General features: G+C 44.7%; 24 protein-coding genes and 3 riboswitches. Of the genes, 10 read left to right on the forward strand and 14 right to left on the reverse strand.

Annotated features, from left to right (window positions below):
- Window positions 1–2 precede the first annotated feature (2 nt).
- The 8 genes from EBO34_RS11170 to EBO34_RS11205 all read right to left on the reverse strand — a co-directional run bounded on the left by EBO34_RS11170 (window position 3) and on the right by EBO34_RS11205 (window position 10,298).
- Window positions 3–743: an ABC transporter ATP-binding protein gene (locus EBO34_RS11170; protein WP_122898253.1), complete on the reverse strand. Its 741-nt coding sequence runs from the start codon at window positions 741–743 to the stop codon at window positions 3–5.
- Between the two features lie 15 nt (window positions 744–758).
- The gene (locus EBO34_RS11175; protein ID WP_429699433.1) at window positions 759–1,511 is read right to left on the reverse strand and encodes an ABC transporter permease; all 753 of its coding nucleotides are present in this window, start codon (window positions 1,509–1,511) and stop codon (window positions 759–761) included.
- 111 nt (window positions 1,512–1,622) lie between these two features.
- Window positions 1,623–2,621, reverse strand: a complete 999-nt coding sequence (locus EBO34_RS11180) for an aliphatic sulfonate ABC transporter substrate-binding protein (RefSeq protein ID WP_122898257.1) — start codon at window positions 2,619–2,621, stop codon at window positions 1,623–1,625.
- Between the two features lie 78 nt (window positions 2,622–2,699).
- Window positions 2,700–4,478: a PLP-dependent aspartate aminotransferase family protein gene (locus EBO34_RS11185; RefSeq protein WP_122898259.1), complete on the reverse strand. Its 1,779-nt coding sequence runs from the start codon at window positions 4,476–4,478 to the stop codon at window positions 2,700–2,702.
- 117 nt (window positions 4,479–4,595) lie between these two features.
- A riboswitch (SAM riboswitch) is annotated at window positions 4,596–4,706 on the reverse strand.
- A 281-nt stretch (window positions 4,707–4,987) separates the two neighbouring features.
- A complete protein-coding gene (gene metX, locus EBO34_RS11190) occupies window positions 4,988–6,082 on the reverse strand; it encodes a homoserine O-acetyltransferase MetX (protein ID WP_122898261.1) in 1,095 nt (364 codons plus the stop codon).
- 117 nt (window positions 6,083–6,199) lie between these two features.
- A riboswitch (SAM riboswitch) is annotated at window positions 6,200–6,314 on the reverse strand.
- A 205-nt stretch (window positions 6,315–6,519) separates the two neighbouring features.
- Window positions 6,520–6,633, reverse strand: a riboswitch (SAM riboswitch).
- Window positions 6,634–6,750: 117 nt separating this feature from the next.
- Window positions 6,751–8,616 (reverse strand): PTS fructose transporter subunit IIABC, encoded by a 1,866-nt coding sequence (locus tag EBO34_RS11195; RefSeq protein WP_122898263.1) that lies wholly within the window; start codon window positions 8,614–8,616, stop codon window positions 6,751–6,753.
- Window positions 8,617–8,631: 15 nt separating this feature from the next.
- Window positions 8,632–9,543 (reverse strand): 1-phosphofructokinase, encoded by a 912-nt coding sequence (gene pfkB / locus EBO34_RS11200; protein ID WP_122898265.1) that lies wholly within the window; start codon window positions 9,541–9,543, stop codon window positions 8,632–8,634.
- Window positions 9,540–10,298: a DeoR/GlpR family DNA-binding transcription regulator gene (locus EBO34_RS11205; RefSeq protein WP_122898267.1), complete on the reverse strand. Its 759-nt coding sequence runs from the start codon at window positions 10,296–10,298 to the stop codon at window positions 9,540–9,542. The genes pfkB and EBO34_RS11205 overlap by 4 nt, the downstream gene beginning before the upstream one ends.
- A gap of 350 nt (window positions 10,299–10,648) precedes the next feature.
- Between EBO34_RS11205 and EBO34_RS11210 the strand changes: the two genes are divergently transcribed.
- Together EBO34_RS11210 and EBO34_RS11215 are read left to right on the forward strand one after the other, a co-directional pair.
- On the forward strand, window positions 10,649–11,584 hold the full coding sequence (locus EBO34_RS11210; RefSeq protein WP_122898269.1) for a YitT family protein: 936 nt from the start codon (window positions 10,649–10,651) through the stop codon (window positions 11,582–11,584).
- 579 nt (window positions 11,585–12,163) lie between these two features.
- Window positions 12,164–12,520, forward strand: coding sequence for a hypothetical protein (locus EBO34_RS11215; protein WP_122898271.1), 357 nt, complete (start codon window positions 12,164–12,166; stop codon window positions 12,518–12,520).
- A 36-nt stretch (window positions 12,521–12,556) separates the two neighbouring features.
- On the opposite strand, the gene EBO34_RS11220 is transcribed toward EBO34_RS11215, so the two are convergent.
- Window positions 12,557–12,817 carry a metal-sensitive transcriptional regulator gene (locus EBO34_RS11220; RefSeq protein ID WP_122898273.1) on the reverse strand — a complete coding sequence of 87 codons (261 nt, stop codon included), beginning with the start codon at window positions 12,815–12,817 and terminating at the stop codon, window positions 12,557–12,559.
- 338 nt (window positions 12,818–13,155) lie between these two features.
- On the opposite strand from EBO34_RS11220, the gene EBO34_RS11225 reads away from it, so the two are divergent.
- Entirely contained in the window at window positions 13,156–13,410 is a 255-nt protein-coding gene (locus EBO34_RS11225) for a DNA primase (protein WP_122898275.1), read from the forward strand.
- 154 nt (window positions 13,411–13,564) lie between these two features.
- Here the strand turns inward: EBO34_RS11225 and EBO34_RS11230 are convergent, their stop codons facing one another.
- Both EBO34_RS11230 and EBO34_RS11235 read right to left on the reverse strand, forming a co-directional pair.
- Window positions 13,565–14,572, reverse strand: coding sequence for a hypothetical protein (locus EBO34_RS11230; protein WP_122898277.1), 1,008 nt, complete (start codon window positions 14,570–14,572; stop codon window positions 13,565–13,567).
- Between the two features lie 34 nt (window positions 14,573–14,606).
- Window positions 14,607–15,197, reverse strand: a complete 591-nt coding sequence (locus EBO34_RS11235) for a DedA family protein (protein ID WP_122898279.1) — start codon at window positions 15,195–15,197, stop codon at window positions 14,607–14,609.
- Window positions 15,198–15,322: 125 nt separating this feature from the next.
- Between EBO34_RS11235 and EBO34_RS11240 the strand changes: the two genes are divergently transcribed.
- Window positions 15,323–16,447 (forward strand): YheC/YheD family protein, encoded by a 1,125-nt coding sequence (locus tag EBO34_RS11240; protein WP_183163821.1) that lies wholly within the window; start codon window positions 15,323–15,325, stop codon window positions 16,445–16,447.
- 230 nt (window positions 16,448–16,677) lie between these two features.
- Window positions 16,678–16,980: a hypothetical protein gene (locus EBO34_RS11245; RefSeq protein WP_122898283.1), complete on the forward strand. Its 303-nt coding sequence runs from the start codon at window positions 16,678–16,680 to the stop codon at window positions 16,978–16,980.
- Window positions 16,981–17,045: 65 nt separating this feature from the next.
- Here EBO34_RS11245 and EBO34_RS11250 read toward each other — a convergent pair whose 3' ends face one another.
- A complete protein-coding gene (locus EBO34_RS11250) occupies window positions 17,046–18,179 on the reverse strand; it encodes a PQQ-dependent sugar dehydrogenase (RefSeq protein ID WP_122898285.1) in 1,134 nt (377 codons plus the stop codon).
- A gap of 127 nt (window positions 18,180–18,306) precedes the next feature.
- Between EBO34_RS11250 and EBO34_RS11255 the strand changes: the two genes are divergently transcribed.
- Window positions 18,307–19,317: an NADP-dependent oxidoreductase gene (locus EBO34_RS11255; protein ID WP_122898287.1), complete on the forward strand. Its 1,011-nt coding sequence runs from the start codon at window positions 18,307–18,309 to the stop codon at window positions 19,315–19,317.
- Window positions 19,318–20,045: 728 nt separating this feature from the next.
- Here EBO34_RS11255 and EBO34_RS11260 read toward each other — a convergent pair.
- A complete protein-coding gene (locus EBO34_RS11260) occupies window positions 20,046–20,429 on the reverse strand; it encodes a hypothetical protein (protein WP_122898289.1) in 384 nt (127 codons plus the stop codon).
- Between the two features lie 95 nt (window positions 20,430–20,524).
- Window positions 20,525–21,412, reverse strand: coding sequence for a diacylglycerol/lipid kinase family protein (locus EBO34_RS11265; protein ID WP_122898291.1), 888 nt, complete (start codon window positions 21,410–21,412; stop codon window positions 20,525–20,527).
- A gap of 121 nt (window positions 21,413–21,533) precedes the next feature.
- On the opposite strand from EBO34_RS11265, the gene EBO34_RS11270 reads away from it, so the two are divergent.
- From EBO34_RS11270 to EBO34_RS11285, 4 genes are all read left to right on the forward strand, one after another.
- Window positions 21,534–21,818 (forward strand): hypothetical protein, encoded by a 285-nt coding sequence (locus tag EBO34_RS11270; protein ID WP_122898293.1) that lies wholly within the window; start codon window positions 21,534–21,536, stop codon window positions 21,816–21,818.
- A gap of 91 nt (window positions 21,819–21,909) precedes the next feature.
- On the forward strand, window positions 21,910–22,863 hold the full coding sequence (locus tag EBO34_RS11275) for an AAA family ATPase (RefSeq protein WP_122898294.1): 954 nt from the start codon (window positions 21,910–21,912) through the stop codon (window positions 22,861–22,863).
- The gene (locus EBO34_RS11280) at window positions 22,860–24,050 is read left to right on the forward strand and encodes a DUF58 domain-containing protein (RefSeq protein ID WP_122898296.1); all 1,191 of its coding nucleotides are present in this window, start codon (window positions 22,860–22,862) and stop codon (window positions 24,048–24,050) included. Before EBO34_RS11275 ends, EBO34_RS11280 begins: the two co-directional genes overlap by 4 nt.
- The gene (locus tag EBO34_RS11285; protein ID WP_122898298.1) at window positions 24,031–25,251 is read left to right on the forward strand and encodes a DUF4129 domain-containing protein; all 1,221 of its coding nucleotides are present in this window, start codon (window positions 24,031–24,033) and stop codon (window positions 25,249–25,251) included. Before EBO34_RS11280 ends, EBO34_RS11285 begins: the two co-directional genes overlap by 20 nt.
- Window positions 25,252–25,566: the final 315 nt, after the last annotated feature.

Raw genomic sequence — 25,566 nt, forward strand, 5'->3', positions numbered from 1 at the left:
TTCTAAGCTCCTTTCACTGTCCGCTTCTCCTCCAATGATTCGAGAATGCTCTCTTTTAGTCTCGCAAGCTCGGGATCTCCTTTGGCCCGTGGTCTTGCTTTCGTAATTTCAATGTTTTTGTACACCTTACCGGGTTGCCCTTTTAATAAAACAATCCGGTCACAGAGGGTGAGGGCTTCATCTATGTCGTGGGTCACGATAATCATCGTTGGCTTTCTGTCCTGCCAGATCTGCAGAAGCAATTCCTGAAGCTGCAGTTTCGTAAAAGCATCAAGGGCACTGAAAGGTTCATCCAGCAGCAGTGTACCCGGCTCTGTTACAAGAGCCCGTGCAATAGCGGTCCTCTGAGCCATTCCGCCGGAAAGCTCTTTCGGATAATATTTTTCGAATCCCCCAAGTCCAACCTGCTGAAGAATCGTTCTTGCCTTTTCTTTCTTTTCCCCTTTCGGACCTTCAAGTCCGAAGCTCACATTATCTATCACGTTAAGCCACGGCATTAACCGTGCTTCCTGAAAAATAATACCCAGATCAGTGTTTACTGACCGGCTCTTTTTATTATTGACTTTCACTGTTCCCTCGTATAGGTCATCAAGTCCTGAAATAGCACGGAGTACCGTACTTTTACCGCACCCGCTTGTGCCAAGCAGCCCGACAATTTCTCCCTTTTCTGCAGTAAAGGAGACATCTTCTACAGCAGGCTGACCATTGAATGTGCGGCTGACATTTTCAATTTGTAAGCTCATCTATGTGCCTCCTCACTATTTCTGAATCACTTTATCCTGCCAGTGCAGGGCTCTTTTCTGCAGTTTCTTCAAAAAGGTGTCTGTTATTTTACCGAGAATTGCAAACAGAATAATGCTAGCCAGAATTGTATCGGGACGAAGCGTATTCTGCCCCATTACAAGAAGGTATCCCAGCCCCTCACTTGCCCCCATTAGTTCTGCTGCTACCACGAACATCCATCCGAGACCGAGACCACTTCTTAATCCCACTAAAAAGGAAGGAAGGGACGCAGGAAGAATGATCCGTTTTACTAGAGCAAAGGTTGAAAGGCCATATACTCTTCCCACTTCAATCAGTTTTCTGTCCACGCTTTGAATGCCGCCTATTGTATTCAAGTAAACGGGGAAGAATACCCCGACTGCAATCAAGGTGATTTTAGCTCCTTCCCCGATTCCGAGCCATAAAATAAAGAGAGGAACCCAGGCAAGGGAAGGAATAGCTCTGATGGCCTGTATCGTCGGATCAAAAAACGTTTCTGCTTTTCTGGACATACCTACTATGGAGCCGAGAACAACAGCGATGATCGTTCCCCATATAAAGCCCCAGAAAATCCGGTATAGGGTGATTCCTGTATGCTGCCAGAGGGAGCCGTCCGCCCCCATAGCCCAGATCGTCTGTAAGATTGCTGATGGAGCCGGCAGGAGGTGGGAATCTGTCCACCCAAATCTGACCGCCGTCTCCCACCCCGTTACAAGCAAGAACGGGAGAAGCAATGAGAGGCTGATCATTCCCAATGGAAACTGCTCTCTGATTCTTATTCTTCTGGCTGTTCGCTTTTCTTCTGACTGAATGACGCCTGATTCTTGTCCATGGGAAATAGCCATTCATTTCTCCTCCTTTTAATCTTCTATTACTTTCTCTGCAAACTCCGGATCAATCAGTTCATTAACAAGCTCTTCTATGTCGTGATTTCCTTCGAGCACTTCTGCATCCTGCAGCACCCTGCCTGCTTCTGTCAGGCTTTTGATATGCTCCTCGCCAGGCTGCGGGTTGTCGAATGTATTCCGTTCAAGCTGAAGTGCTGCGACTTCTTCATCAATCTGAGCTTCTCTCGCCATGATTTCCACAGTTTCTTCAGGGTTTTCCAGTACCCATTTGCGGGCTTTTTCATAGACCTCGATCACTTTTTCCACTGCTTCAGGATACTGTTCGGCGAAATCCTCTCTTACATTAAGAAAACCGTATGTGTTAAATGATTCATTTCTGTAGAGAAGTTCTGCTTCCGTTTCAAGCTCCTGTCTCGCCATATGAGGATCAAGTCCGGCCCATGCATCCACCTGTCCGCTTGCCAGAGCATTCGCCCCGTCACTGTGCTGAAGGTTCACAATTTCCACATCGTTTGCTGATAAGCCGTGCTCCCTGAGTGTGCGTATTAAAAAGATATAAGGGTCAGTTCCCAATGTAGCTGCAATTCTTTTTCCTTCTAAATCTTCAACACTTTCAATTCCCGAGCTTTCATTGGCAACGAGTGCCGTCCATTCCGGCTGTGAAAAAATATACACATTTTTTATCGGTGCATTATTGCTTTTTGCCATAAGAGCTGCCGCTCCTGCTGTGGAGCCGAAATCAATGCTTCCTCCGGTCAGAAATTCGAGGGAGCGGTTGCTTCCCTGACTGAACACAAACTCAATGTCTGTTCCTTCTTCTTCAAATGCTTCTTCAAGCCATCCGAACTCTTTCAGCACCAGGCTTGTTGGTGAATAGTAGGCGTAGTCGAGTGAAATCTCATCAGGATATGGAGATTCAGAATCTGCATCAGAGGTTGAAGCACAAGCACTGAAGATGGTTAATGTAAAAATAGAGAACAATACGGTTAATGTTTTTCTTAATGAAGTCATTGTGCTTCACACTCCTTTAAGGTAAGTATTCGTATTACAGGGACGGTCCGAAACCGCCCCATTTGTTGGATGGTCCTCTTATATTTCGCAGGCAAATGTAGATATCGTTCCTCTCAGGCGCTGGGCCTCTTTATAGGTACAGCGGTTATGCACCACGTCAATGCCCGCATCTTTTGCAATCACAGCTGCCTTTTCAGAAACAACCCCTTCTTGAAGCCAGAACACTTTCGGCTGGATAACGGCTGCTTCTTTAGCCAGTTCCACCGCCGCTTCGGGACTTCTGAATACTTGAACGATATCCACAGGGCCTTCGATGCTTTTCAGGTCCGGATACGCCTTTTCACCTAAAATTTCTGTTTCTCTTGGATTAACCGGAATGATTTTATAGCCAAGACGCTGCATTTTCCTTGCCAGGCGGTGACTCGGACGGTTCTCTTTTCCGCTCAGGCCGACGATCGCGAGTGTCTTCTGGCGATCCCCTTTTTCACCGGTTTCGGAAGCACTGGACAATGCCCATTTGATAACTCCTTCATCATTAATGACCCGGTTGTTTTTGCTCTGCCCTTTTCCTGTCGCAATTTCAAGAGCCTGATCCAGGTCTTTTAACAAGTCATCCACATTCTCAATTCCTACCGAAAGGCGGACAAGGTCCGGTGTTACTCCCGTGGAAACGAGCTCGTCATCGGAGAGCTGCTGGTGCGTTGTACTTGCAGGGTGGATGATTAAGCTTTTCGCATCACCGACGTTAGCCAGATGGGACCACAAAGCCACATTGTCTATCAGCTTCCTTCCTGCATCTCGCCCTCCTTTTATTCCGAAGTTAACGACGGCACCGAACCCTCCTTTTAACAGCTCTGAGGCATGTTCATGTGAAGGATGCTCTTCAAGGCCCGGATAGGCAACCCAGTCGACTGCCGGGTGCTCTTTTAATTTTCTTGCCAGATTCAGCGCGTTATCGTTATGTCTTTCGATTCGCAAATGGAGCGTTTCAAGACCCTGGAGGAGAAGAAATGCGTTGAACGGGCTCAGGCAGGGACCGAAATCTCTCAGGAGCTGTACTCTGAACTTTGTAATAAAGGCAAGGGTTCCGAAATCCTTGGCATAGGTAATGCCGTTATAGCTGTTATCCGGCTCATTAAATCCTGGATATTTATCAGACTGCCAGTTAAAGCGGCCTCCGTCGATCACAATACCGCCGATGGACGTCCCGTGTCCCCCAATCCATTTCGTAGCGGAATGAATGACGATATCCGCCCCGTAGTTAATCGGCTTTACGACATAAGGTGTGGCAAATGTGTTATCAATAATTAACGGTATTCCGGCTTCATGGGCAACATCGGCTACTCCTTCGATATCCAGCACGTGCAGACTCGGGTTACCGATGGTTTCAGCAAAGACAGCTTTTGTTTTATCGGTAATTGCATCTCTAAAGTTTTCAGGGTTTGATGCATCCACGAACTTTATAGTAATCCCGTAGCGGGGAAGTGTGGTGGAGAACAGATTATAAGTCCCTCCGTAAAGGTTCGTGGCTGCAACGATCTCATCACCGGCTCCCGCAATGTTTAAAATGGAAAGCGTAATCGCTGACATGCCTGATGCTGTTGCAACTGCCGCAACTCCGTCTTCTAAGAGTGCAAGGCGCTTTTCAAGGACATCTACTGTTGGGTTTCCGATACGGCTGTAGATGTTCCCGGGCTCATCAAGACCAAACAGCTGCTCGGCGTGTTCTGTGTCGTGAAAAACATAGGATGTTGTCTGATAGATCGGTACGGCTCTTGCTCCTGTAGTCGGGTCCGGGGACTGTCCTCCGTGAAGTACGACGGTTTCCTGGTTATACGTTTCAAAAGACTGGCTCATTATAAATTCCTCCTTGGATTTTCATTTCAGTTTTTGTCAGCAGTTTTGCTTTACAGGTGATAGTGAAAAGCCCCTTCCTCAAATAAGAGAAAGGGGCTTTATGTAAGCACGGCCTCTCTCTTATCTTCCAGAGCGTCCTAGCTCTGCTGGAATTGGCACCTTTCGTACACGTTCGTACATGGTTGCCGGGCTTCATCGGGCCATTCCCTCCGCCACTCTCGATAAGAGTTAAAATCGTTATTCAGTTTGTTCTTTTGCGCTGTTTTCGTATAGATTGCTAATATGGGTATTTTTTATAAACGCAGTTACTATAGATGAAGCCTGCGTACCCTGCGCTTTCCGCGGGGGTGCCGGTGAGCCTCCTCACCCTTCCCGTTGCGGGGTCTCTCCCTGGCGCCCACTCCCGCATGAGTCTTCGGGTACTCCGGCTTCTTCATCCTTCCACGAAAAGCCACAACCTTTGCGAAAACACCTTTCTTTTTTGTAAGAATGCGGGGCCGGCTGCTTTTTTACTGGCTTAATGCCTGTTGAACATACCCTCCCCATTTGGTGTACTCGGTGAGAAATCCGTCATGGCCGAAGATTGTATCAATTTCCAGATAACGGACATCGCCTCCCGCCTCAAGCCAGATCTCCTGCAGTCTTTTAATCTCTTCGGGAGGGTATAGTAAGTCTCCCTGGAAGGCCAGAAGCGTCACTCTTTTTTTATAGCGGGAAAGAAGATTTTCAAGTGACTGGTTACGGTCTCTTTCAATATCATGCTGGTCCATGGCCTTCAGTAAATATAAATAACTGTTGGCATCAAAGCGGGTTGTAAATTTGTCTCCCTGATAGCGGAGGTAGGACTCTACCTGATATGCCACTTCCGTATGGTCTTTTCCCCACGGCGCTTTACCTTCTCTATGAAAACGCTGGTTAAACAAATTTCCTGACCGGTACGTAATCATTCCTGTCATCCTCGCCAGTGAAAGTCCATTTACCGGCGGATCTGTTAACAGATACTTTCCGTCCTTCCACTTTGGGTCATCAGTAATAGCTTTTCTCGCAATGGCATTGTAGGCCATTCCGTAATCACTTAACGAAGGTGTGGCAGCCATGATAATAAGCTGTTCTGTTATATCCGGATAGGAAAGTCCCCATTCCAGAGCCTGCATCCCTCCAAGGGAGCCCCCGATTACCGCTTTGAGTTTTGTAATCCCCATTTGATCCAGTGCAAGCTTTTGGGCATGGACCATATCCCTCACACTTATGAAGGGGAAGTCTGACCTGTAAAGATCATCTGTTTTCGGGTTCACTGATACAGGCCCTGTAGATCCATTACAGCCTCCAATCACATTGAAGGTAATCACATCGTGTTCGTAAAGGTCGATATACCCTCCTTCATCAGCCAGTCCCCTCCACCATCCAGGATCCTCTTTGCTTCCTACAGTGTGCTGGTTCCCTGTGAGGGCGTGACAGATAAGCAGAGGTGCTCCGTTTTCTGCTCCTGCTCTCTCGTATGCGAGTGTGACATGTGTTAACGTTTCTCCCGACTCGAGCTGAAGTTCTGGAATAATCACTTCTCCAGTAAGAAAACGGGTCGTTCGTTTTTGATGGACCGACATGATGCACCTCCCTTTTAAGAATAGTCAAATTGGCAAATGAACAACTTTAAGTTTGATTCGTTGAGAGAAAATAAAAAGTCTCCCTGTCAAAGACAGAGAGACAAAAGCACATTGTCTCTCTCATCTTTACAAGGCATCTGCCTTGCTGGAATTGGCACCTTTTTCTGACGGATAACGTCACAACGGTTGCCGGGTTTCATCGGGCCAGTCCCTCCACCTCTCTGGATAAGAGAATCATGTAATTGTAGGTTTCTTAAACACCAACTATCCTGATCCGGATAGTTAATTAATTATTTTGAATACTAACACCTTTTAACCTGTCAGGTCAACAGCTGAGATAAATCTTTTCTGAAAAACAAAATTCCCCCGGTCATAAGCATGATCGAGGGAGAATAATACGTTTTGAAAACAACCGTAAATATGTTGTTCTAAACCATCTCTCATCTCTCAAAGCTTACCGCTTTGCAGGAATTAGCACCTTGCAGGCAGATCACTGCCATGCTGGTTGCCGGGCTTCATCGGGCCAGTCCCTCTGCCTCTCCGGATAAAAGTCTTTTTAGTTATGAAATTATCGTATGTGATTGTTTGAAATTGTAGCACCTATTTTTCCACTTGTCAAAACATTTCATCATTTCACACAAAATTGTGCGGGGTCAGACCCCGGGAGGTCAGACTGCAACACGTTTTTTCCAGAAGCCGAGCATAAGGGCTGTGACTGCTGTTCCTGCAAGAATTGCGAGTAAATACAGCGGCCAGTTTTCAACCAGGAGAATGACGAAGATTCCTCCGTGCGGGGCCTGGGTGGCTGTGCCGAATAACATGGCGAGACCCCCGGCCACTGCAGAACCCGTAATGATGGACGGAATGACTCTTCCCGGGTCTGCGGCTGCGAATGGAATCGCCCCTTCTGTAATGAAGGACGCACCGAGGACATAGTTTGATTTCCCTGCATCCTGTTCCTGCTTTGTGAATTTTGACTTAAAGAAAGTTGTGGCTACTGCAATTCCAAGGGGCGGAACCATCCCTGCTGCCATAATAGCCGCGTGAGGTGCGTAATTGCCCCCTTCAATCATGGCAATACCGAATGTGAACGCCGCTTTGTTAATAGGACCACCCATGTCTACTGCCATCATGGCACCGAGTAAAATTCCCATAAGAACAATATTTCCTGTTCCAAGACCACCCAGCCAGTTCTCAATCCCAACGGAAAGAGCGTTAAGAGGCGTAACGAGGAAATACATGATTAACCCTGTAAAGAAAACCCCGAACAAAGGAAGGATCAAGATGGTACGGATTCCATCCAGCGAAGGAGGAATGAATGCAAAGACACGTCTGAACAGCAGGACAAGATAACCCGCCAGGAATCCGGCAATAATACCACCCAAGAAGCCTGCTTCAAAGTTCACGGCCATCAAACCGCCCACCATACCTGCGGCAAACCCCGGACGGTCTGCAATGCTTCTTGCGATAAAGGCTGCAAGAACAGGAACCATCAGGAAGAAGCCGTACTCTGACCCAATCATGCTCAAGATATCACCGAACGGATGCGTTTCTTCAGCACCCGGCTCATTAAAGATAAATGAAAGCGCAATTAAAATACCACCAGCGACAACAAACGGAAGCATGTTGGATACACCATTCATCAAATGTCGGTAAAAGCCCGGCCGTTTATCCTGAGTGCCAGACTCTGCCTTTTTCCCACTGCCGTCTCCTTGAAAGATCGGAGTATTTCCGCTCACCGCTTTGTTCAAAAGATCCTCCGGTTTGCGGATGCCATCTTTAACCGGTGCATCCACAAGAGGTTTCCCGGCAAATCGTTCTTTTTCAATTTTTGTATCGGCAGCAATGATAACCCCTGCCGCCCTCTCAATATCACTGTCTGTAAGGCGGTTGCGGACACCGTCAGATCCGTTTGTCTCTACCTTAATATCAATCCCCAGTTCTTTCGCCTTGGCTTTTAATCCGTCTGCCGCCATATAGGTGTGGGCAATCCCTGTCGGGCACCCGGTTACAGCTACAACAAAGGGCTTTTCTGACGGCTCCTGTGTCTCCTGGTCTGCCGCTTCAGCTCCAAGCTTTTCGGTTTCTTTTTCATCAACCGCCCGGAGGATGCGGTCCACTGTATCCGCTTCCATTAATGTTTGACGAAAGTTCTCATCCATAAGCAAGGTCGATAGCCGCGACAGTGTCTGAAGATGTTCATTGTTGGCTCCTTCAGACGCTGCGATCATAAAAAACAGATGACTCTTTTGTCCGTCCAGTGCATCGTATTCAACTCCGGATGCCGATCGTCCAAAAGCGATAGCCGGTTCTTTTACTGCTTTCGTTTTAGCATGGGGAATGGCCACCCCTTCACCAATTCCTGTAGAACTCTGATTCTCACGATCGTGAATCGCTTGTTTGAAAGACTCCAAATCTGCCAATCTGCCAGCCTCGTTTAACTTTTGGGAGAGTTCATCAATCGCTCCATCTTTATTAATTGCAGTCAGGTCGAGGATAACCGTATCCTTTTTGAGCAAATCCGTAATTCTCATTTTTCTCACCTTCCCTTAAATGGATTGAACAGCGATCGATACCGCCAGTTCATCTGCCTGTTCTTTTGTACAGAACCCCTGTGAAAAAGCTGTTGCACTGCCAGCCGCTACACTATATTGAAAACAACCTTTAAGATCGACTTTATTGGCGTATGCATAAAGAAAGCCCGCTACCATGGAGTCCCCTGCCCCTACAGAATTAATGAGTTTTCCTTTTGGCGCCTTGGCTGTGAAACACTCATCCTTATTGATTAATAAGGCACCTTCTGCCCCCAGAGAGAGGAGGACATTTTCCGCACCGTCTTCTACAGCTTTTTTGCCGAGAGTGATCGCCGCATCCAAGTCATTAACCGGCTGATCATAAAGGGCGCTTAATTCGGCTTTGTTTGGCTTAATTAAAAAGGGATTTGCTTCGATCCCTTTCTTTAACGGCTCTCCACTCGTATCCAGAACCGTTTTAGCACCGCTCTTTAAAACCTGTTCAACTACTTCTTTGTAAAATTCAGCGGGTACACCGGCCGGTACACTTCCTGATAAGACAAGCAGGTCCTCCTCAGTCAGGTTGGAAAGCTTCTGTTTCAGCAGTGCAATTTCACCTTCTGAAATAACCGGCCCCTGACCGTTGATTTCCGTTTCTTCACCGGCTTTTATTTTAACGTTGATCCTGGTCAGACCCTCTGTAAAGATAAAATCCGAGTGTATTCCTTTCCGGCCAACTTCATTTTTTACAAATGACCCGGTAAACCCGGCGAGAAAACCCATAGCAGTTACCGGTTCTTTAAAGTTTGTGAGCACTTCCGCTACGTTAATCCCCTTACCACCGGAAACCAGATCACTCGAAACTGCTCTGTTCGTTTCACCCGGCTTTAGTTCAGGCAGCTGCATTAAATAATCAGCTGATGGGTTTAAAGTAATCGTATAAATCATGTTTCTTTCACCACCGTAATCGCTGTCTGTTCTTTCAGTTGCTCTACAATCATCTCATCAGCCTTATCTGAAGTAATGAGTGAAGCTTCCTTCAGGTCAGCCACCTTGGCGAACGTCACATCACCCATTTTCGTATGATCCGCCAGAATGTATGTGCTGGCTGCCCGGGCGATTGCCTGTTGTTTGATCAATGCTTCTTCAGGATCCGGAGTTGAATACCCCGTATGTTTATCCACTCCGTTAATACCGAGAAAAGCAAGATCAAATTGATAGGACTGAATGGATTGAAAGGCTCCGCTTCCGACGAAGGCCCGAGTTCCGCTTTTTACATATCCTCCGAGTACATACGTTTTTATATTGGCATCCACCAGGTCTGTAATAATGTTGAGACCGTTTGTGATTGCAACGATATCCTTACCCCGTAAGTGGGGAATCATTGCCTGTGTTGTTGAACCTGCATCAATGTAGATCGTATCTCCGTCTGATACAAGGCTTGCAGCTTCTTTTGCTATCCGTCGTTTTTCCTCCGAGTACTTTGTGCTCTTCTCCAAAAGTGATGGCTCATCTTTTCTTCTGGTGACAAGAGAGGCTCCCCCGTGAACACGCTTGATCTTCTTTTGCTGTTCGAGGTCTGTTAAATCTCTTCTTATTGTCGACTCCGAAGCGCCGGTAGCTTCAACAAGTTCAGCGAGTTTTACAACTTTGACTTCCTGCAGTCTCGCAAGAATTTCTTCATGCCTTTCAAACGTAAGCAAGTCACACCACTTCCTTTATTTTTTCTAACCTCAGTGTAACTGAAAGCACTTTCAAAATCAATCATATTCACTCAAAAACAATCATATTTTTGTAATTTAATAATTGAAACAATCAAAAACATCCAAAAACATTCTTCCCCTTACCATAATTTCACACAAAATCGTGCGGGGACAGACCCCCTGAATTTCCCTGAATTTATTTGAAAGCGCCTTCTGTTTTTGGAAAATAAACACTTTGACGATAGGGGTTTTAGGGTGTTGGGTTGGGTATGGGGCTGTGTTATACTTCAAAACGTCTTAAAACAAGGGAAAAAACAGGATTCACAATTAATAAAGGAGGTTTTCTCTCTATGGCTCGTCTTTTTGAAGGAATTCGTATAAAAAACATCGTTATTATTTTGCTTGGTACATTGCTTTTTGGTTTCGGGATTATTCATTTTAATTTGCAGAACGGACTTGCCCATGGAGGGTTTACCGGGATCACACTTCTAATCTATTATTTGTTCACGATTGAACCGTCCCTGACCAACCTGCTGCTCAATGTACCGTTATTTTTGATTGGCTATAAGCTGCTGGGCCGTGTAATGCTCATATACAGCATCATCGGAACGCTTGCCCTTTCAGGCTCTCTCCGTTTGTTCGAGCTTTATCCGGTCACGGAGATTCCGTTGCAAAATGATATGATCTTAGTTTCATTGTTTGCCGGTGTGTGTGTCGGTGCAGGCCTTGGTTTTATCTTCCGGGCAGGCGGCACAACAGGCGGTGCGGATATCCTTGCAAGGCTGGCAAACAAATATATAGGCATGAGCCTCGGACGTTTTATGTTTACATTTGACGCATTCGTTATCACAATCTCGATGATTCACTTAAATATGACACAGGCGATGTACACTCTTGTTACCGTGTTTGTAGCCAGCCGTGTAATCGACTTTATTATTGAAGGCGCAAGCGCAGCTAAATCAACTATGATTATCTCATCAAAAACAGAAGAGATCTCTGCAGAAGTGATTAAACGGATGTCCAGAGGATCCACTGTTCTCACAGGAAAAGGCAGTTTCACTCAGGATAATCGTGAAATTATGTACTGTGTAGTAAACCGTAATGAACTTATCCAGCTGAAAGCCATCATCGAAGAAATCGACCCTTATGCTTTCTTCTCCATCAATGATGTAAAGGAAGTATCAGGTGAAGGCTTTACGTTTGATCAGGCACAAAGACAAATCAAAGCAGACCAATCTTCAAAAGACGAAAAGTTCGTATCTGAAGATAAACTTGTCAGTCATTAAGAACAAAAGCGTAAGCGCCTTGGTCACGAGCGATAAAGAAAACTTGGCTTTTCGCCATGATGGCGAACTCCTTAGTTGCCCTTATGCTTTAGTACAAGCATTTCAGGCAGACCATCAGATTGAAGCTGCTATGCAGGCTTCAGATGATGGAATGAAATGACCTCTAGCTCGCAGGCGCTGGAGCTGGACGTGGAAAAGTTTCATCATAAAGTTATCCACATTTTAGAGATGTATAAATTCTTAAACAATAAAGACCAAGCCCCGGAAAGTCACTAAAGACTCCCGGGGCTTTATGAAGTCACTGAAAAAGTTCGGTCTTTAACTTTTTCAGTGACTTCTAAGCAATGAGCGTAACGGTTGCATCTTTCAAAAGCCTGATACGAGTGGCTTCTCGTAACAGGCGCGCAACCGGGTGGAGCCATTGCCATTCAAATAAAAGGTACTGAAAAAGTTGTTTTGTACTTTTTCAGTGGCCTCCTTTATGTCGTGTAAACTTTATTTTTTATTAGTGATTTTCAACCCGCCCGGTTCAGCATATAATCAAAGTACAGAAGTTCATATCCTTGAGAGGGGCGACCAATGATGGTTCGTAGTATTTATTTGTACGCAGTAATGCTGGTCACGTTAATAATGATGATTGGCGGAAGCGTAGCTGCAATCATGAGTTTAAGCGATTATTTTGTACCTTCTCCTTATTATGAATCTTACGCGAACTACATTTCCATGCACGAACACAACGTCAAAGAAGGATTCTCTGAAAAAATGTCTGAAGAAGAACTCCGCAGTAAATACGAAATGGAAAGAAATGATCACCATGAAATGCAAAAAAACTACGCTTTAAACAGCTTTTTTAAAAGTCTGGCATGGATCTTTATACCGCTCCCTGTCTTTCTGGTCGCAATCAGCCGTCTCAGAAAAAACAAACCCGCCTCCTAAAAGGCGGGTTTGTTTTTTTGACTCATGAAATAAGTACTACCTGCTTTTTACAAGCATCTTGATTGCTTCTTCTATGACTTCTTCACGTTCTGCATCCGTCTCAGTGTTTTCCCGCAGGCATTGTTCAAGGTTTTTGGCAACGATATAAGCTGTTGCACGGTCTACCGCTGTCCTTACTGCAGTCATCTGGGTAATGATATCCTTGCAGTCTTTCTCCTGCTCCATCATACGGAGAATCCCCCGCATCTGACCTTCCACTCTCTTCAACCGGTTCTTCATGTCATCTGAATACTTCATATCTCAACCACCTCAATCATTCCCTTTATATGTAACCTGATCAGTCTAATTAACCAGTATAATATAATCATATTATATGTATTTCCTTTTTCAAGGAAAAGAAATCCTGTTTTTATTCTTCTTTATAATATATAAGATAGACCTGCATATCAATGAGGATATTCTTGTATGAAGATGGTGGTATGCGATCTAAATTATGTGAAATTACCCCACATTCTCAAAAATATACAGGTGACTGTGTGAAAAAGTAGAAAATGGTAAATCTCTATTGTTTATCTTAAAAAGCCGGTGTAGTATTTGCTTAGCAAGTAAACAAAACATATCAGGGGGAATTTCAAATGAAAAAATACTTAAAACTTACACTCGCAAGCGTATTGGCTCTTAGCGTACTGGCAGCATGTGGAGACGCTGAAGACACTGACACTGAAGTAGAAGACACTGATGGTGTTGAAGAAACTGAAGTAGACGATGCTGAAGAAACTGATCTTGAAGACGACGCTGAAGGTGAAGATGACCTAGACGCTGAAGAAGACGACGTTGAAGGCGAAGACGATCTAGACGCTGAAGAAGACGAAGAAGAAGCTGACGAGTAAGAGAAATCATGAAAGAACCCGGAAATGATCCGGGTTCTTTTTTATGTATTTGTTAGAGTTAAATTTTAACTCGGCAATTACATCAGACTTCTACATACCATTCTCTTCCCACGGCAATGCCCGCAATCCTTCTGCCCTTTCTCCTTCACTGCTCTTAAAGCTGTTTTTCATCTGATTTATCTTTTTTTTCATTATGATAAAGCTGCTTATAATACTCCCGCTCAAGTTTATAGATCTGCCGTCTTACTGCATTCCAGTCTTCATTTGTCAGCGGTGTATTGCGAAGGCGGTCAGAAATCTCTGTGATGCTTTCCGAAGTTACTTCTTCTCCATCATCGAACTTCCTCTTCAGCTCCCGAATGTCATCCTCCATATCCTGGATCGTGTCATCCCATGAAAAGTAAAGATTCGCAGGCTCCAGTTCCTCCGACAGCGTATGTTTTATATAATACACCTGTTTCCTGGGACCGATCATGGATATATCCGTGGCGTGAAGGGTAATTTCAACTTCTTTTCCTTCAACCTCAACTGTAATGTACTTCATTTTCTTTGATAATTCCCGGTTATAGATACGCTCGAGCACATAAGACAGCGTAATGAAACACGTCCAGATAAACTTGTTTGGCGAGTGGACCTCTGACTTAATATTATGCTTGTCCAAAATTGACTGAATATCTTCCAGGACATCTTCGTACTTCCCTTTTCTAATCATTATGGCAAACTGGGCCTGCTCATGAAATTTCAAAAAGTTCGGGATTTTTATGATCGGAATGACAATTACAAGAAGTGTTGAAAGCAGCCCTAAAGTAAAAGCATAAGGATAGCCCATCAGGACCTGTTTTACCAGCATCTTGTCTTCACTTCGATTTTCCATCCTTGTAGAGATAAAGCCGACTACAAGTGGGAGGATGATAAAGATGGCAATGGATGTGATTCTCACGATCGTATCATCGTCCGGGACAAACGGAATAAACATCTCAGCCAGATCAGGAAAAAGAACGGATAAGAATACATACAGCCAATACAACGACAATAGCCCCATAAGACTGACTTTTGAATTATCCTTCGATGGAATACGGCCGAAAAAAGTGAGTGTAGCCATGCTGAATACTTTACTGAGAAGCTTTGCGAATCCTGTAATAATAATTCTGAAATACGGCATAACCTTCACCTTTTCTCTTGTGATATCTTCCTGACTACTCCCTGCCCCGTTCTTTTACCAAAGCCCCTTTTCTTCTATACCAGCGATAGACCAGGTAAATGACCGCGGCAGCAGCAAGAATACTGTAAATCATCCATTGGGCATTCTGAAACCAATCTGCCATTTTTTCGAGGTTCCCCAGTGAGCCTAGATAAAACATTAAAAAGGCCAGGGGAAAGAACCCCAGGAATGTAAATACGCCAAACGAAACTGGACGGATTTTACTAAAACCTGCGATATAGGCAATATACCCCATGCCAAGCACACGTCCCACTGCAATCATCCACTCGCCGTAATCCTGTATCCACTTCTCAGCCGTTTTTACTTTGTTTTTGGAAACCTTCTTCCTGATGAAAGGTTCATATTTAATACTTAAAAAGTACGGAATATAGCTGAACGCAACGTAAACTGCAGAACTCCCTAAAGAAAGAAGAACCATTTCGGTGAGCGTAGGATCTAAAATATAACCATATACAAGAACAAACAGCGCTGCGGGGAATGGGATTGAAACAGCCTCGATTACAATACCAACCATTAATCCTGCAATACCAATGTTCCTTAACACTTCAAGTATCATCTCAATCATTGTATCCCCTCCGCATACGCTACTACTTTATTTAAATTACCCTGTTTCCTTGACTTAAAACAGAAGAGCTGTGACCGCCTGGGCGTTTATCACATATAGTAATCATGAGAAGGAGGAACAAGACGATGAATCAAACCACAGAGACAGTAAGGCTCGGTGCCTTGATATCCACCTCACAGAAAAAGATACTAAAACAAAAAATGAAATTGGATAAACGTTACAGCTTTCTTGCTGCATTGGCAGCTGAAGCATCTGAAAGCCCGAACCTGACATTGTACTTTTTTTCACCCGAGGATGTCGATGTGACAAGCGGAGATATTCATAAAGCCCTGTACTGGGATAGAGAGAACAATAAGTGGTATGAATGCTCCGCTCCGTCACCAGAAGTAGTGTATGAGAGAATTTATGTCAAAAATGAGCTCGTCGACCGCGTTCGAACTTTTTTCTCTGACAACAACGTTCCTTTTATTAATGCCCGGGCTAACTTCAACAAACTCATATGTCACCAAAAACTGTCTGAAGACGTAAAAACCTCTCCTTACTTACCACCTGCAATTGAAGTCCGGAAAATAGAAGATATCCACCGTTTTCTTAAGGTACATGACGTTATTTATCTGAAAAAAGTCATCAGCAGTCTGGGAAAAGGTGTTATCAAGCTGGAGAAAACAGCTGAAAACTCGATAAAATACAGTTACTATAAAAGCCGCCTCCGGACACAGACGGTCAAAAGCATCTATGACTTAAAACCGGTCCTGCACCGCTTTTTTCATAATAAAACCTACATTGCACAGAGAGGCATCCCACTCATCAAAATTGGTGATCAGAGCATTGACTTCCGGGCTGAAGTTCAAAGAGGCAAAAACGGAATCATTATCAGCGGTGTATGTGCAAGGGCAGGGTTAAAAAATTCTCCGATCACCGTTCATTCCACCGCCATGCCATATGAGTTGTTCCTGAAAGAGCACCTTCATTATTCCGAGCAGAACATCAAAAACACAGTACTGAAGGTTGAAGAGTTTCTCACCACCATTTACTCCTCACTGGAGGATGCGTATGGTCCTTTTGGAGAAATCGGGATTGACTTTGGTATCGATACGAATAGGGACATCTGGTTCATAGAAGCAAACTCCAAAAGCGCCAAAGTCTCCTTCGAAAAATCCTACGGAGATGCAGGCCTGAGAGAGAATGCTTTCCATCTCCTCGAATATGCCGAATCGTTGCACCAAAAGGAGCCTGCTCAGGAAGGATGATTACCCCTTCCGGGCAGGCTCTGCTTTAATGAAGTAATGTTTTCATAGCCCAAAAGTATATTTTCATTTAACTAAGAAAGTGTCACCACATTTTATATAACAAGCAAATAACCCGTTTAGACAAAAGGTAATAGGGAAACAGTACCAATAGTGATAAAATTATGTACTATTTCCCTTTAGTCAAATCTATAATTGAAGTAACTGGATTACCCGGAAAGTGAGGGATCGCTGTGTTTGTTAAAAGAGAGGTACACGAGCGTTCAAATCGTAAGAATACCATGTTGGAGCAACTGTTTCCTGAGAGTTTTATGAGAAAGTATACTGACTATCGTGACTTTGATGAAATGGTTGAGGCCAGTAATATCTGCCTTGCTTCCGGTAAAGCGCAGCGGGAGATTGAAACCTGCCGTATATGGTCACAGTTTGTCAGAGAGCACACATCTTTTTCCGGCTGGCGGGAAATGAGAAAAACAGCAGCAGAACATTACAGCTACCCTTCAAAAATTCAAGCACCTCACCAAAAAATCTATTGAATATAAAGGATCCACGACCAGAAGCCGGGATCCTTTTTATTATGCTGTTTTTTAAAGATAGCATGTCACTCACCCAGTTTAAGTCGAAGAAGGCGGTCATCACCCGGTCCCGGATTGCCTCTCCCGTCTGTATTGTTAGTAATCAGATACAGACTGTCACCTACTGCGAAAACGTCACGGATCCGCCCCTCCCCTTCAAACAATACTGTCAGCTCCATGGTCTCTTCATTCAGCTGGAACAGGCTTTCACCTCTAAGTCCCGCAACGACTAAAGTCCCTTCCCAATTTTCAATTCCTGACGGTGCCCAGGTATCATCACCGGAATGAACGAGCGGTGTTTCCATCCCCTCTTCTTCTTCATCCCCTTTAATTACCGGCCATCCGTAATTAAGTCCCGGTTCGATAATATTGATCTCGTCGTGGGCTGTCGGTCCATGTTCCGAGCTGTACAGAGTACCGTCAATCCATGCAAGACCTTGCGGATTTCTGTGTCCGTAGGAATAAACAAGAGAATCATCCCATGGATTATCGTCAGGTATTTCCCCATCCGTTCCCACCCTCAGGATTTTCCCAGCCAGGCTTTCCTCGTCCTGGCTCAAGTCCACAATGTTGGCATCTCCCGTAGTCACGTATAAGAAGCCGTCCTCTCCCAGTTTGATACGACCCCCATTGTGGATACCGTCTCCTGGAATCCGGTCAACGATGACTTCTTCTTCTGTCCACACACCTTCCTCCTCGGTTACGAGTACAACACGGTTGTAGAGCTCACCTTCACTCTGGTACGTGTAGTATAAGTAGGCCTGTCTTGAAGCGTCTAAGTCTTCAGCCAGGGCCATTCCCAGGAGACCTCCTTCACCCTGTGATAAAACAGGAGCTGACGTTTCCACCTTCTGGCGCTCAACTTTTCCACTTTCATCAATTACAGCAATTTGACCATCCCGTTCCGTAATATAAAAAACGTCTTCAGCGTAGCTTATGTTCCAAGGTGCTTCCAGGTTTTCAGCCACCGTGTCCATCTGTATCCGGTCCGGAGAAATCACCCTCTCCTCCTTTGCATCCGCCTCTTCCGTTTCACCAGACCCACCATGTTCTGACGTTTCTTCTTCCGTTCCGTTCATCTCATTTTCCTCGGTCGTTTCATCTGCCCCGCATGCTGCCAGACAAAGAACAACCGCCCCTGCAATAAGTAATCTCTTCATCCTTCCCCCTCCTATTCTCTTATCTTTTCCCGTTTACGGACCCGCAAAACGGACAGGCTGATTATTCGCTTCTGACCCTGACCCCTTTATATAATGAAATCATCCCATTCATTAAAGGAGGATTACGATGAACACACAGCATCAGATTACATTGGCAAAACGACCAGAAGGACTTCCCGGACAAGAACATTTTTCATTTGAAAAAACAGACGTTCCTTCACCGCAAAAAGGTGAGGTTCTCATTCAAAGTATTTATATCTCGGTAGACCCTTACATGAGGGGCAGGATGGAAGATACAAAATCATACGTAGAACCCTTTCAGGTTGGACGTGTGATTGATGGCGGAGTTGTCGGAAAAGTCGTAGAGTCTGAGAGTGACAAGTTCAGTAAAGGTGATTATGTTATCGGTCATTTAGGATGGAAGGAATACTCCACAGCCAGGGAATCCATCATCAGAAAGGTTGATAAAAACCTTGCACCGCTCTCAGCCTACCTGGGCGTTCTGGGAATGCCGGGCCTGACCGCCTATTTCGGGATGACCGACATTGGCCAGCCTGAAGACGGAGAAACGGTGGTCATTTCAGGTGCTGCCGGTGCAGTAGGCATGATCGCCGGGCAAATTGCAAAGGTCCACGGTGCCAAAGTGATCGGCATAGCCGGTTCGGATGAAAAAGTGAGCCTGCTGAAAGAAGACGCAGGATTTGATGAAGCCATAAACTATAAAACGACATCTGATATTCATACTGCTTTAAGAGAAGCGTGTCCAAATGGGGTCGATGTTTACTTTGACAATGTAGGCGGGGAGATCTCCGATGCAGTCTATCCTCTGTTAAACGATTTTGCCCGGATTCCTCAATGCGGAGCAATTTCTTCATATAATAAAGGAGGAGATGATGTGGGCCCCCGTATCCAGACTTACATGATTAAGGCACGGGTACGTCTTCAAGGGTTCATTGTGTCGGATTATGCTGACCGCTTTGATGAAGGGGCCAAACAGCTTGGCATGTGGCTTCAAGAAGGTAAACTCACATACAAGGAGACCATTAACGAAGGGTTTGATAAAATTCCTGACGCCTTTCTCGGATTGTTCAGCGGTGAAAATACAGGAAAACAGCTGATTAAGGTAGCTGAGGAATAGTAAAAGCGCTGCTCTTTAAATCGTGGAGCAGCGCTTTTTTTAGTGTTCCTTCGCTCCACAAGCGCTTCTGGAATTTTTTCATCCTGAATAAGGATTAATTCTCCCTCAATCTTTTTTTCTTCCGGACAAATTACGCCCAATGAGAATGTTTATATTCGCTGTTTTCGGATCTAATCAGACTTACTTCATCTTACAGAAAATGAACATGAAGCCTGCGTGCCCTTCGCTTTCCGTGGCGGTGCCGGCAAGCCTCCTCAAGCTAAAAGGAGGCCACTAAAAAAGTAAAAAACAACTTTTTCACTGCCTTTTATTTAAGTGGCAATGGCTCCATTCGGTTGCTCGTCTGTTACGAGAAACCCAATCATAACAGGCTTTTTAAAACATGCAACCGTTCCGCTCATTGCAGGCACTTACAAAAGTTAAAGATCAAACTTTTTCAGTGCCTTCTTAAAGCTCTGCGGGGTCTTGCCTGGCCCCCACTGCCACAGGAGTCTCAGGCCCTTCTGCTTCAATATCTTTTTCAGCAATAGCAACAATCTTTACGAAAACAGCCTTTATATTTGATTCCATAAGAAAAAGATATTATAAACAGCAGACAAGTTAAGGAGAAATTTAATAAATTCTTATCAAAAAAGGCGGCCCATACGGTGAAAGTGCCACCTTATGAGCCGCCCTTTTAAGCAATGAACGATGCCGCTGCAAATCCAGTTATCAAATTTTTCAAATAACTATGACTGCTCCCTCAATCTCTTCTGCTCAAAGTATTCTTTGTCTTTTTTCACCGCATAAATGTGATGCCCAACGGCAAGGAGAAGTAAAATGACTGTGAGTACAGCAAAGTAGGCATTCCACCCGATTACATAGTAAAAACTGTAATTCCGCAGGTTTTCAATATACACATTTGACGGATCCACAAGGGGACTCACAATAAAATGGTAGATGGCAACGGAAAACAGGAATGAAACGATCATTAAACCGGTGATATACAATGTCGTTTTCAGCTTCGTCATTCTTATTCTTTCGATAATAATAAAGAACAAGTAACCAACACTTGCAAAAATTAATAAAAAAAGAAAGACGAGCGCAACGATTAACGTAGCTTCATTAATCATAAGAGCCCCCTGAACATTTGGAATTTTCTTTCTCCATTAATTGTAACGTGGTTTATTATATAAGAAAAGTATCATTTGAAATTTTTTGCAGACAGCTATTTTATTACCATAACGGCTTTTCTTTGGAGACGTATCTGTGCAGGAGTGGATCCCGTCATTTCCCCGTCACACTGAATCGTCATCGGCCGGTTGCTCGTAACGCCTATTTTTTCGCCTTTATGAACTGTAACCCCTTTACTTCCCACATGACTTCCCTTCAATGCTTTTGGAAGAACTGTAATCGCCTTCAGTTTATTCACACCGTGTATGACACACACATCTAACTTTCCGTCTGTTTCTGTGGCATCAGGGCAAATCATGATCCCTCCGCCGTAAAAGGGCATGTTTGCAGTAGCGATCAGCCAGACCCGGTTATATGTAAATGATTGTCCATCCACCTTCAGTGTAACCGATGTTGGTTTATAGCCGATCAGCACCCGTATTACACTCACCAGGTAAGACAGGTGTCCAGCATTGATTTTGTTAAACCACTTTTTATACCAAGACCGGTTCGTGATCTTTGCTACTTCTCCGTCAAATCCTGCACCGGCAGCTGTAATAAACAAACGGTCACCCAGGAACCCTGCATCAATGGACACCACATTACCTTCAAGACTTTTGTGTAATGCCTCCCCGGTCTCTGAAGGAATCTTCAACCCTCTTGCGAAGTCATTTCCCGAGCCGGCGGGGATGATACCCACAGGGACCGTTTTTTCAGCCAACGCATTTAAAACTTCGTGCACCGTGCCGTCACCGCCAATAACGATAACCCGGTCCCCTTTCTGAAATTCAATCTCCCGCAGCAATTCTTCACTATGGCCCTGAAACCGGGTCCATAAATCAATATAAGCTTCATCTCTCTTGTCAACCGCATGTTTAATCCCATGCCAGACCCGCTTTCCTTTTCCATTTCCAGCATTCGGATTAATTAAAAAGTACAGCATCCCCCATGCCCCCTTCTCTTTCTGTTTTCATTATACAATGCCACAGAGCTGTACAGTTGAATTAAAGAATCCGACCCTTTACAATGGAGGCAGGAATCCGAACGAAAGAAGGTGCGCCTTGATGAAACAGCCGGTTACCCATACGTATTACAAAGTGCAAAAGGTCGTCAACAGTATCGAACAGAAGACCGTAGAGCATGAAAGAACGATTACGATGGATAAAGAAAAAGTCACCACCGCCCACCGTGAATTCAAATTTGAAAACGTGTTTGACGTCTCTTACCGCTCCATCCAGGGGGAAGAAGGACTCATGTATCTCCATACAAGCCAGGGAGTCTATTCCTATATGGTTAAAGACGATCCGGCCGATTTCATTGCTGCCTTTAAGGAACTCGACAAACAATAATCCCCCGCCAGTTTCTCCCCCGGCTCCTTTTCTGCATTTTCAAAAATTTTGAATTTTTGATACAATGTAAAGAAAAAGGGGTCTGCATATAGTGAAAAATCACCCTGACTTACTTAAACAATTAAAAGAAAGTGTGGGAAATGTTCTTGTGGGTAAAGACAATGTTGTTGAACTCCTGGCCATCAGTCTCGTTAGCAGCGGTCACGTCCTTCTTGAAGACGTACCCGGTACAGGAAAAACAATGCTCGCCAAAACCCTTGCCACCCTCATGGACGCCGCGTTTAACAGAATTCAGTTTACCCCGGATGTTCTGCCGAGTGATGTTACCGGGATTCAATTTTTCAATCCAAAGGAACAATCCTTCGAGCTCAGGCCGGGTCCTGTCATGACAAATATTCTGCTGGCTGATGAAATTAACAGAGCCACTCCCAGGACTCAGTCCAGCCTCCTTGAAGTGATGGAAGAATTTCAGGTTACAATTGATGGTCAGACAATGCCTTTACCACAACCATTCATTGTCATCGCCACCCAAAATCCAATCGAATCCCAACAAGGGACATTTGCCCTTCCCGAAGCGCAGATGGACCGTTTTCTCATGCAGATTCCTGTTGGATACCCCACAAAGCAAGAAGAGAAAACGATGCTCAAACTCTATAAAACAAGTAAACCTCTGGACAATCTTACACCACTTATTTCAAATGAAGACATTACAGTGCTTCAGGAAGAACGGGGTAAAATCATGATTAGTGAAGCGGTAGAAGATTACCTTTTGGATATCGTTTCGGCAACACGGGAATCAGAAGATATTGAAGTTGGTGTCAGCCCCAGGGGAACCCTCGCGTTCATGAGAAGTGTCCAGGCCAGGGCTTTGCTTCACGGACGCTCTTACGTCACTCCCGAAGATGTGAAATTCCTGGCTCCCTGTGTTCTCGGTCACCGCCTCGTCCTCACTCTTGAGAGCACGATGACAAGGACGAAAGAAGACATTATGGACCGGCTCCTCCAAGGCATTGAAGCCCCCGTAGAGCAAGGTTATGTAAAATGAAGCAGCCGTGGACAAGGGATTTCCATTATGCGGCATCCTACACGATTCTGTTAACAATGGTCCCATTCCTTCTTTTATTGGCCGTCATATTCAGGGAAATTCTCCTGCTCGGTCTTGCGCTGTTTTTTACGTTATTTGTTTACGCAAATAAATGGTACATCAATTATGTGGCCGCTCATCTCTTTATCCCCCACGTAGCAAATGAGGTGAGGCTTTTTCCTGAAGATGAAGGCGTTCTTCACGTCCCATTCGAAAACCGGGGCAAAATTCCGATTTTTAACGGAAAATGGGGCTTCCACCTTTTTGACCACGAAGAAGCTGTTTCTGTTTTGGATGATCAGCAGCCGTCATCCTATAAACGCGCCTTTAATGTCCCTTCACAAACAAAGCGTGAGTATAAAACCTACGTAAAAGGTGTGAAGCGCGGGATTTCTCAGGTGCGGTCCATTGAAGTCGTTCTTTACGATGTTTTTAAACTCAGCTCCGTCCGGATGGTTTATCAAGGTACGTACCGGGGTGAAGTCATTGTCTATCCGAAACCGGCTCCTGTTGAAAACCTGGACACGCACCTCCAGCAATCAAGGGGCAGCCACACCAAGCCTCATTCTCTCTACGAAGAGATGACGATGACCAGAGGCTCCCGGGAGTACAGAACAGGTGACCCCTTCAACCGTATCAACTGGAAGACAACCGCAAGATCCGGAGAGCTGCAAACAAATATTTATGAAAAGGTTACTCTGTCAAAATGGACATTGGTTTTAAACCTGCGGGCTGAAAATCCCTTAATACCAACTCTTCAAAATCTTGAAGACGTGTTAAGCCAGGTTGCCTGTGCACTGCAATACGCGACAAAACAAGGAATCACCTATGAGATGTTTATTAATGTAAAGATTCCCGGTTCTTCAACCGGACTTCATGTGGAAGCAGACGAAGGAAAAAAGCATCTGATGACCTGCCTTGAAGTACTTGCTAGACTGCGCCATGGCCAGATCACAATAAACGAACAGCTGATGATGAAGAAGATCTTCGAGCATAATGGTACCTGTGCTGTCTTTCATTTCGGAACGTATGGAAAAACAGAAGAAGACTATTATTCACATGCTTCACAAAAAGGAACCAGTATTTCCATTATTACACCGCCAGGGTTAAAAAGAGGGAGGCAAAAACATGAAGAAGTGGCAACCTGACCTCCCACACTGGCTTCGCCTCTCTCTTGAGATGTGGTTCGTTTATCTATTGCTGTTCCCTGTATATATGGACACTGCAGGGTACACACCGCCGATCCCATTCCTCGCTGTCGTAATAGCAGGGATAATTGTGATTTCCTTTTTTATCAGAAATACAAAGAAGCTGAAATATTCTCTTCTTTCTATTCCAATCGTTATCACCGCAGCACTGCTGGGAGGCTTTCATATCTCCATGGCCATTTTCCTGAGCTTCACCCTGTTTTGGCGGGTGCGGGCGCACTTGACGGGGGATCAGGAAGGAACTGAGATAAAGGTATTATTCCTCTCTCTTTTTACAGGTGTGTTTTATTATCTCCTGTTTCAAAGTGCGCCGTATCACTGGCTTATTCTTATTTTCCTATCAATCCAGTTTTTCGGTTCGCTACTGGTCATTGCTTTCAACAACACCCTCAAAGCAGCAACGAACGGTGAACAAAAAAGACGACAGATGCGCTGGACCGTCAAGATGTTACTCGGTGTCGGCGGGATGGGTCTCCTCGTGGCTTTATTTACACCGATCATTACAGCTGCGATTTTGTTTATCACACGGACCTTTATTTACGCCGTCGGATGGCTCATGAGCCCGCTCCTTTTTCTCTTTACAGGGATTGAAGGTGAGGATATTGTCATGGAAGAGGGAGAAGATGAAGGTGACGAAGAAGCCCCATTACTGTTTGAAGAATTGGGTAACGTTGATGTGGACAGTACATTTATCGGGTCCATTACTTTTTACTGGATAGTGGCAGGCATTCTTTTTCTTCTTGCCTTTATCTACTTGATCCGAAAGAAAACATCGCGACCGGTACGGAGTAAAGATGAGTCATTTGAAGAAGAAGCTATCCGCCTTGAAGTTGAGCACAGTAACTGGAACTGGCTGAAAAAGCGGGTAACACCAAAACATGATGTCCGCCGTTCATTTTTAAAACTGGAAACAGCGATGGCCAAAAAAGGGCTCGCCCGATCCTTCCCTCAAACCGCAGAAGAATGGTTATTGGAACTGCCTATCGAAGAAGAAGAAAAAGAAAGAATCTACTCAACCTATGAAAGAGTACGTTACGGAGAGGAAGAGGTTTCTTCTACTGAACATAAAGCATTTAAACAGACGGTTTCAACGGTTATAAAACGGATAAAGAGGCATAAAGAAGATGAGCTTTCCAAGTAGACAGCTCGTTTTTGTATGGCTGTTTTTGTATAAATTGTTGCCAGAGAGGGTTCGAAGATTTTTTCTCCTACGTAAACAGCACCAACCTACCAAACTCAAAAAAAGCGGCTGGGACATAAAGAAAGTGTTTAGCAGAGAATCTCAACAATGCGCGAACATAGCGGAGTATATTTCAGGAGCGGTTTGTTTGCACTGCATGTTATTCGTTCAAATTTTCGTTGACTAAAATATTTCTGTCCCAGCTCGTTTTTATCGTGTTTGCCACCAGAAATCCGGAGCAGGCAGAGGGTCACTCAAACAATTTGTTTAATCTGT

The sequence above is a fragment of the Alteribacter keqinensis genome (genome assembly GCF_003710255.1).
Taxonomy (GTDB): domain Bacteria; phylum Bacillota; class Bacilli; order Bacillales; family Salisediminibacteriaceae; genus Alteribacter; species Alteribacter keqinensis.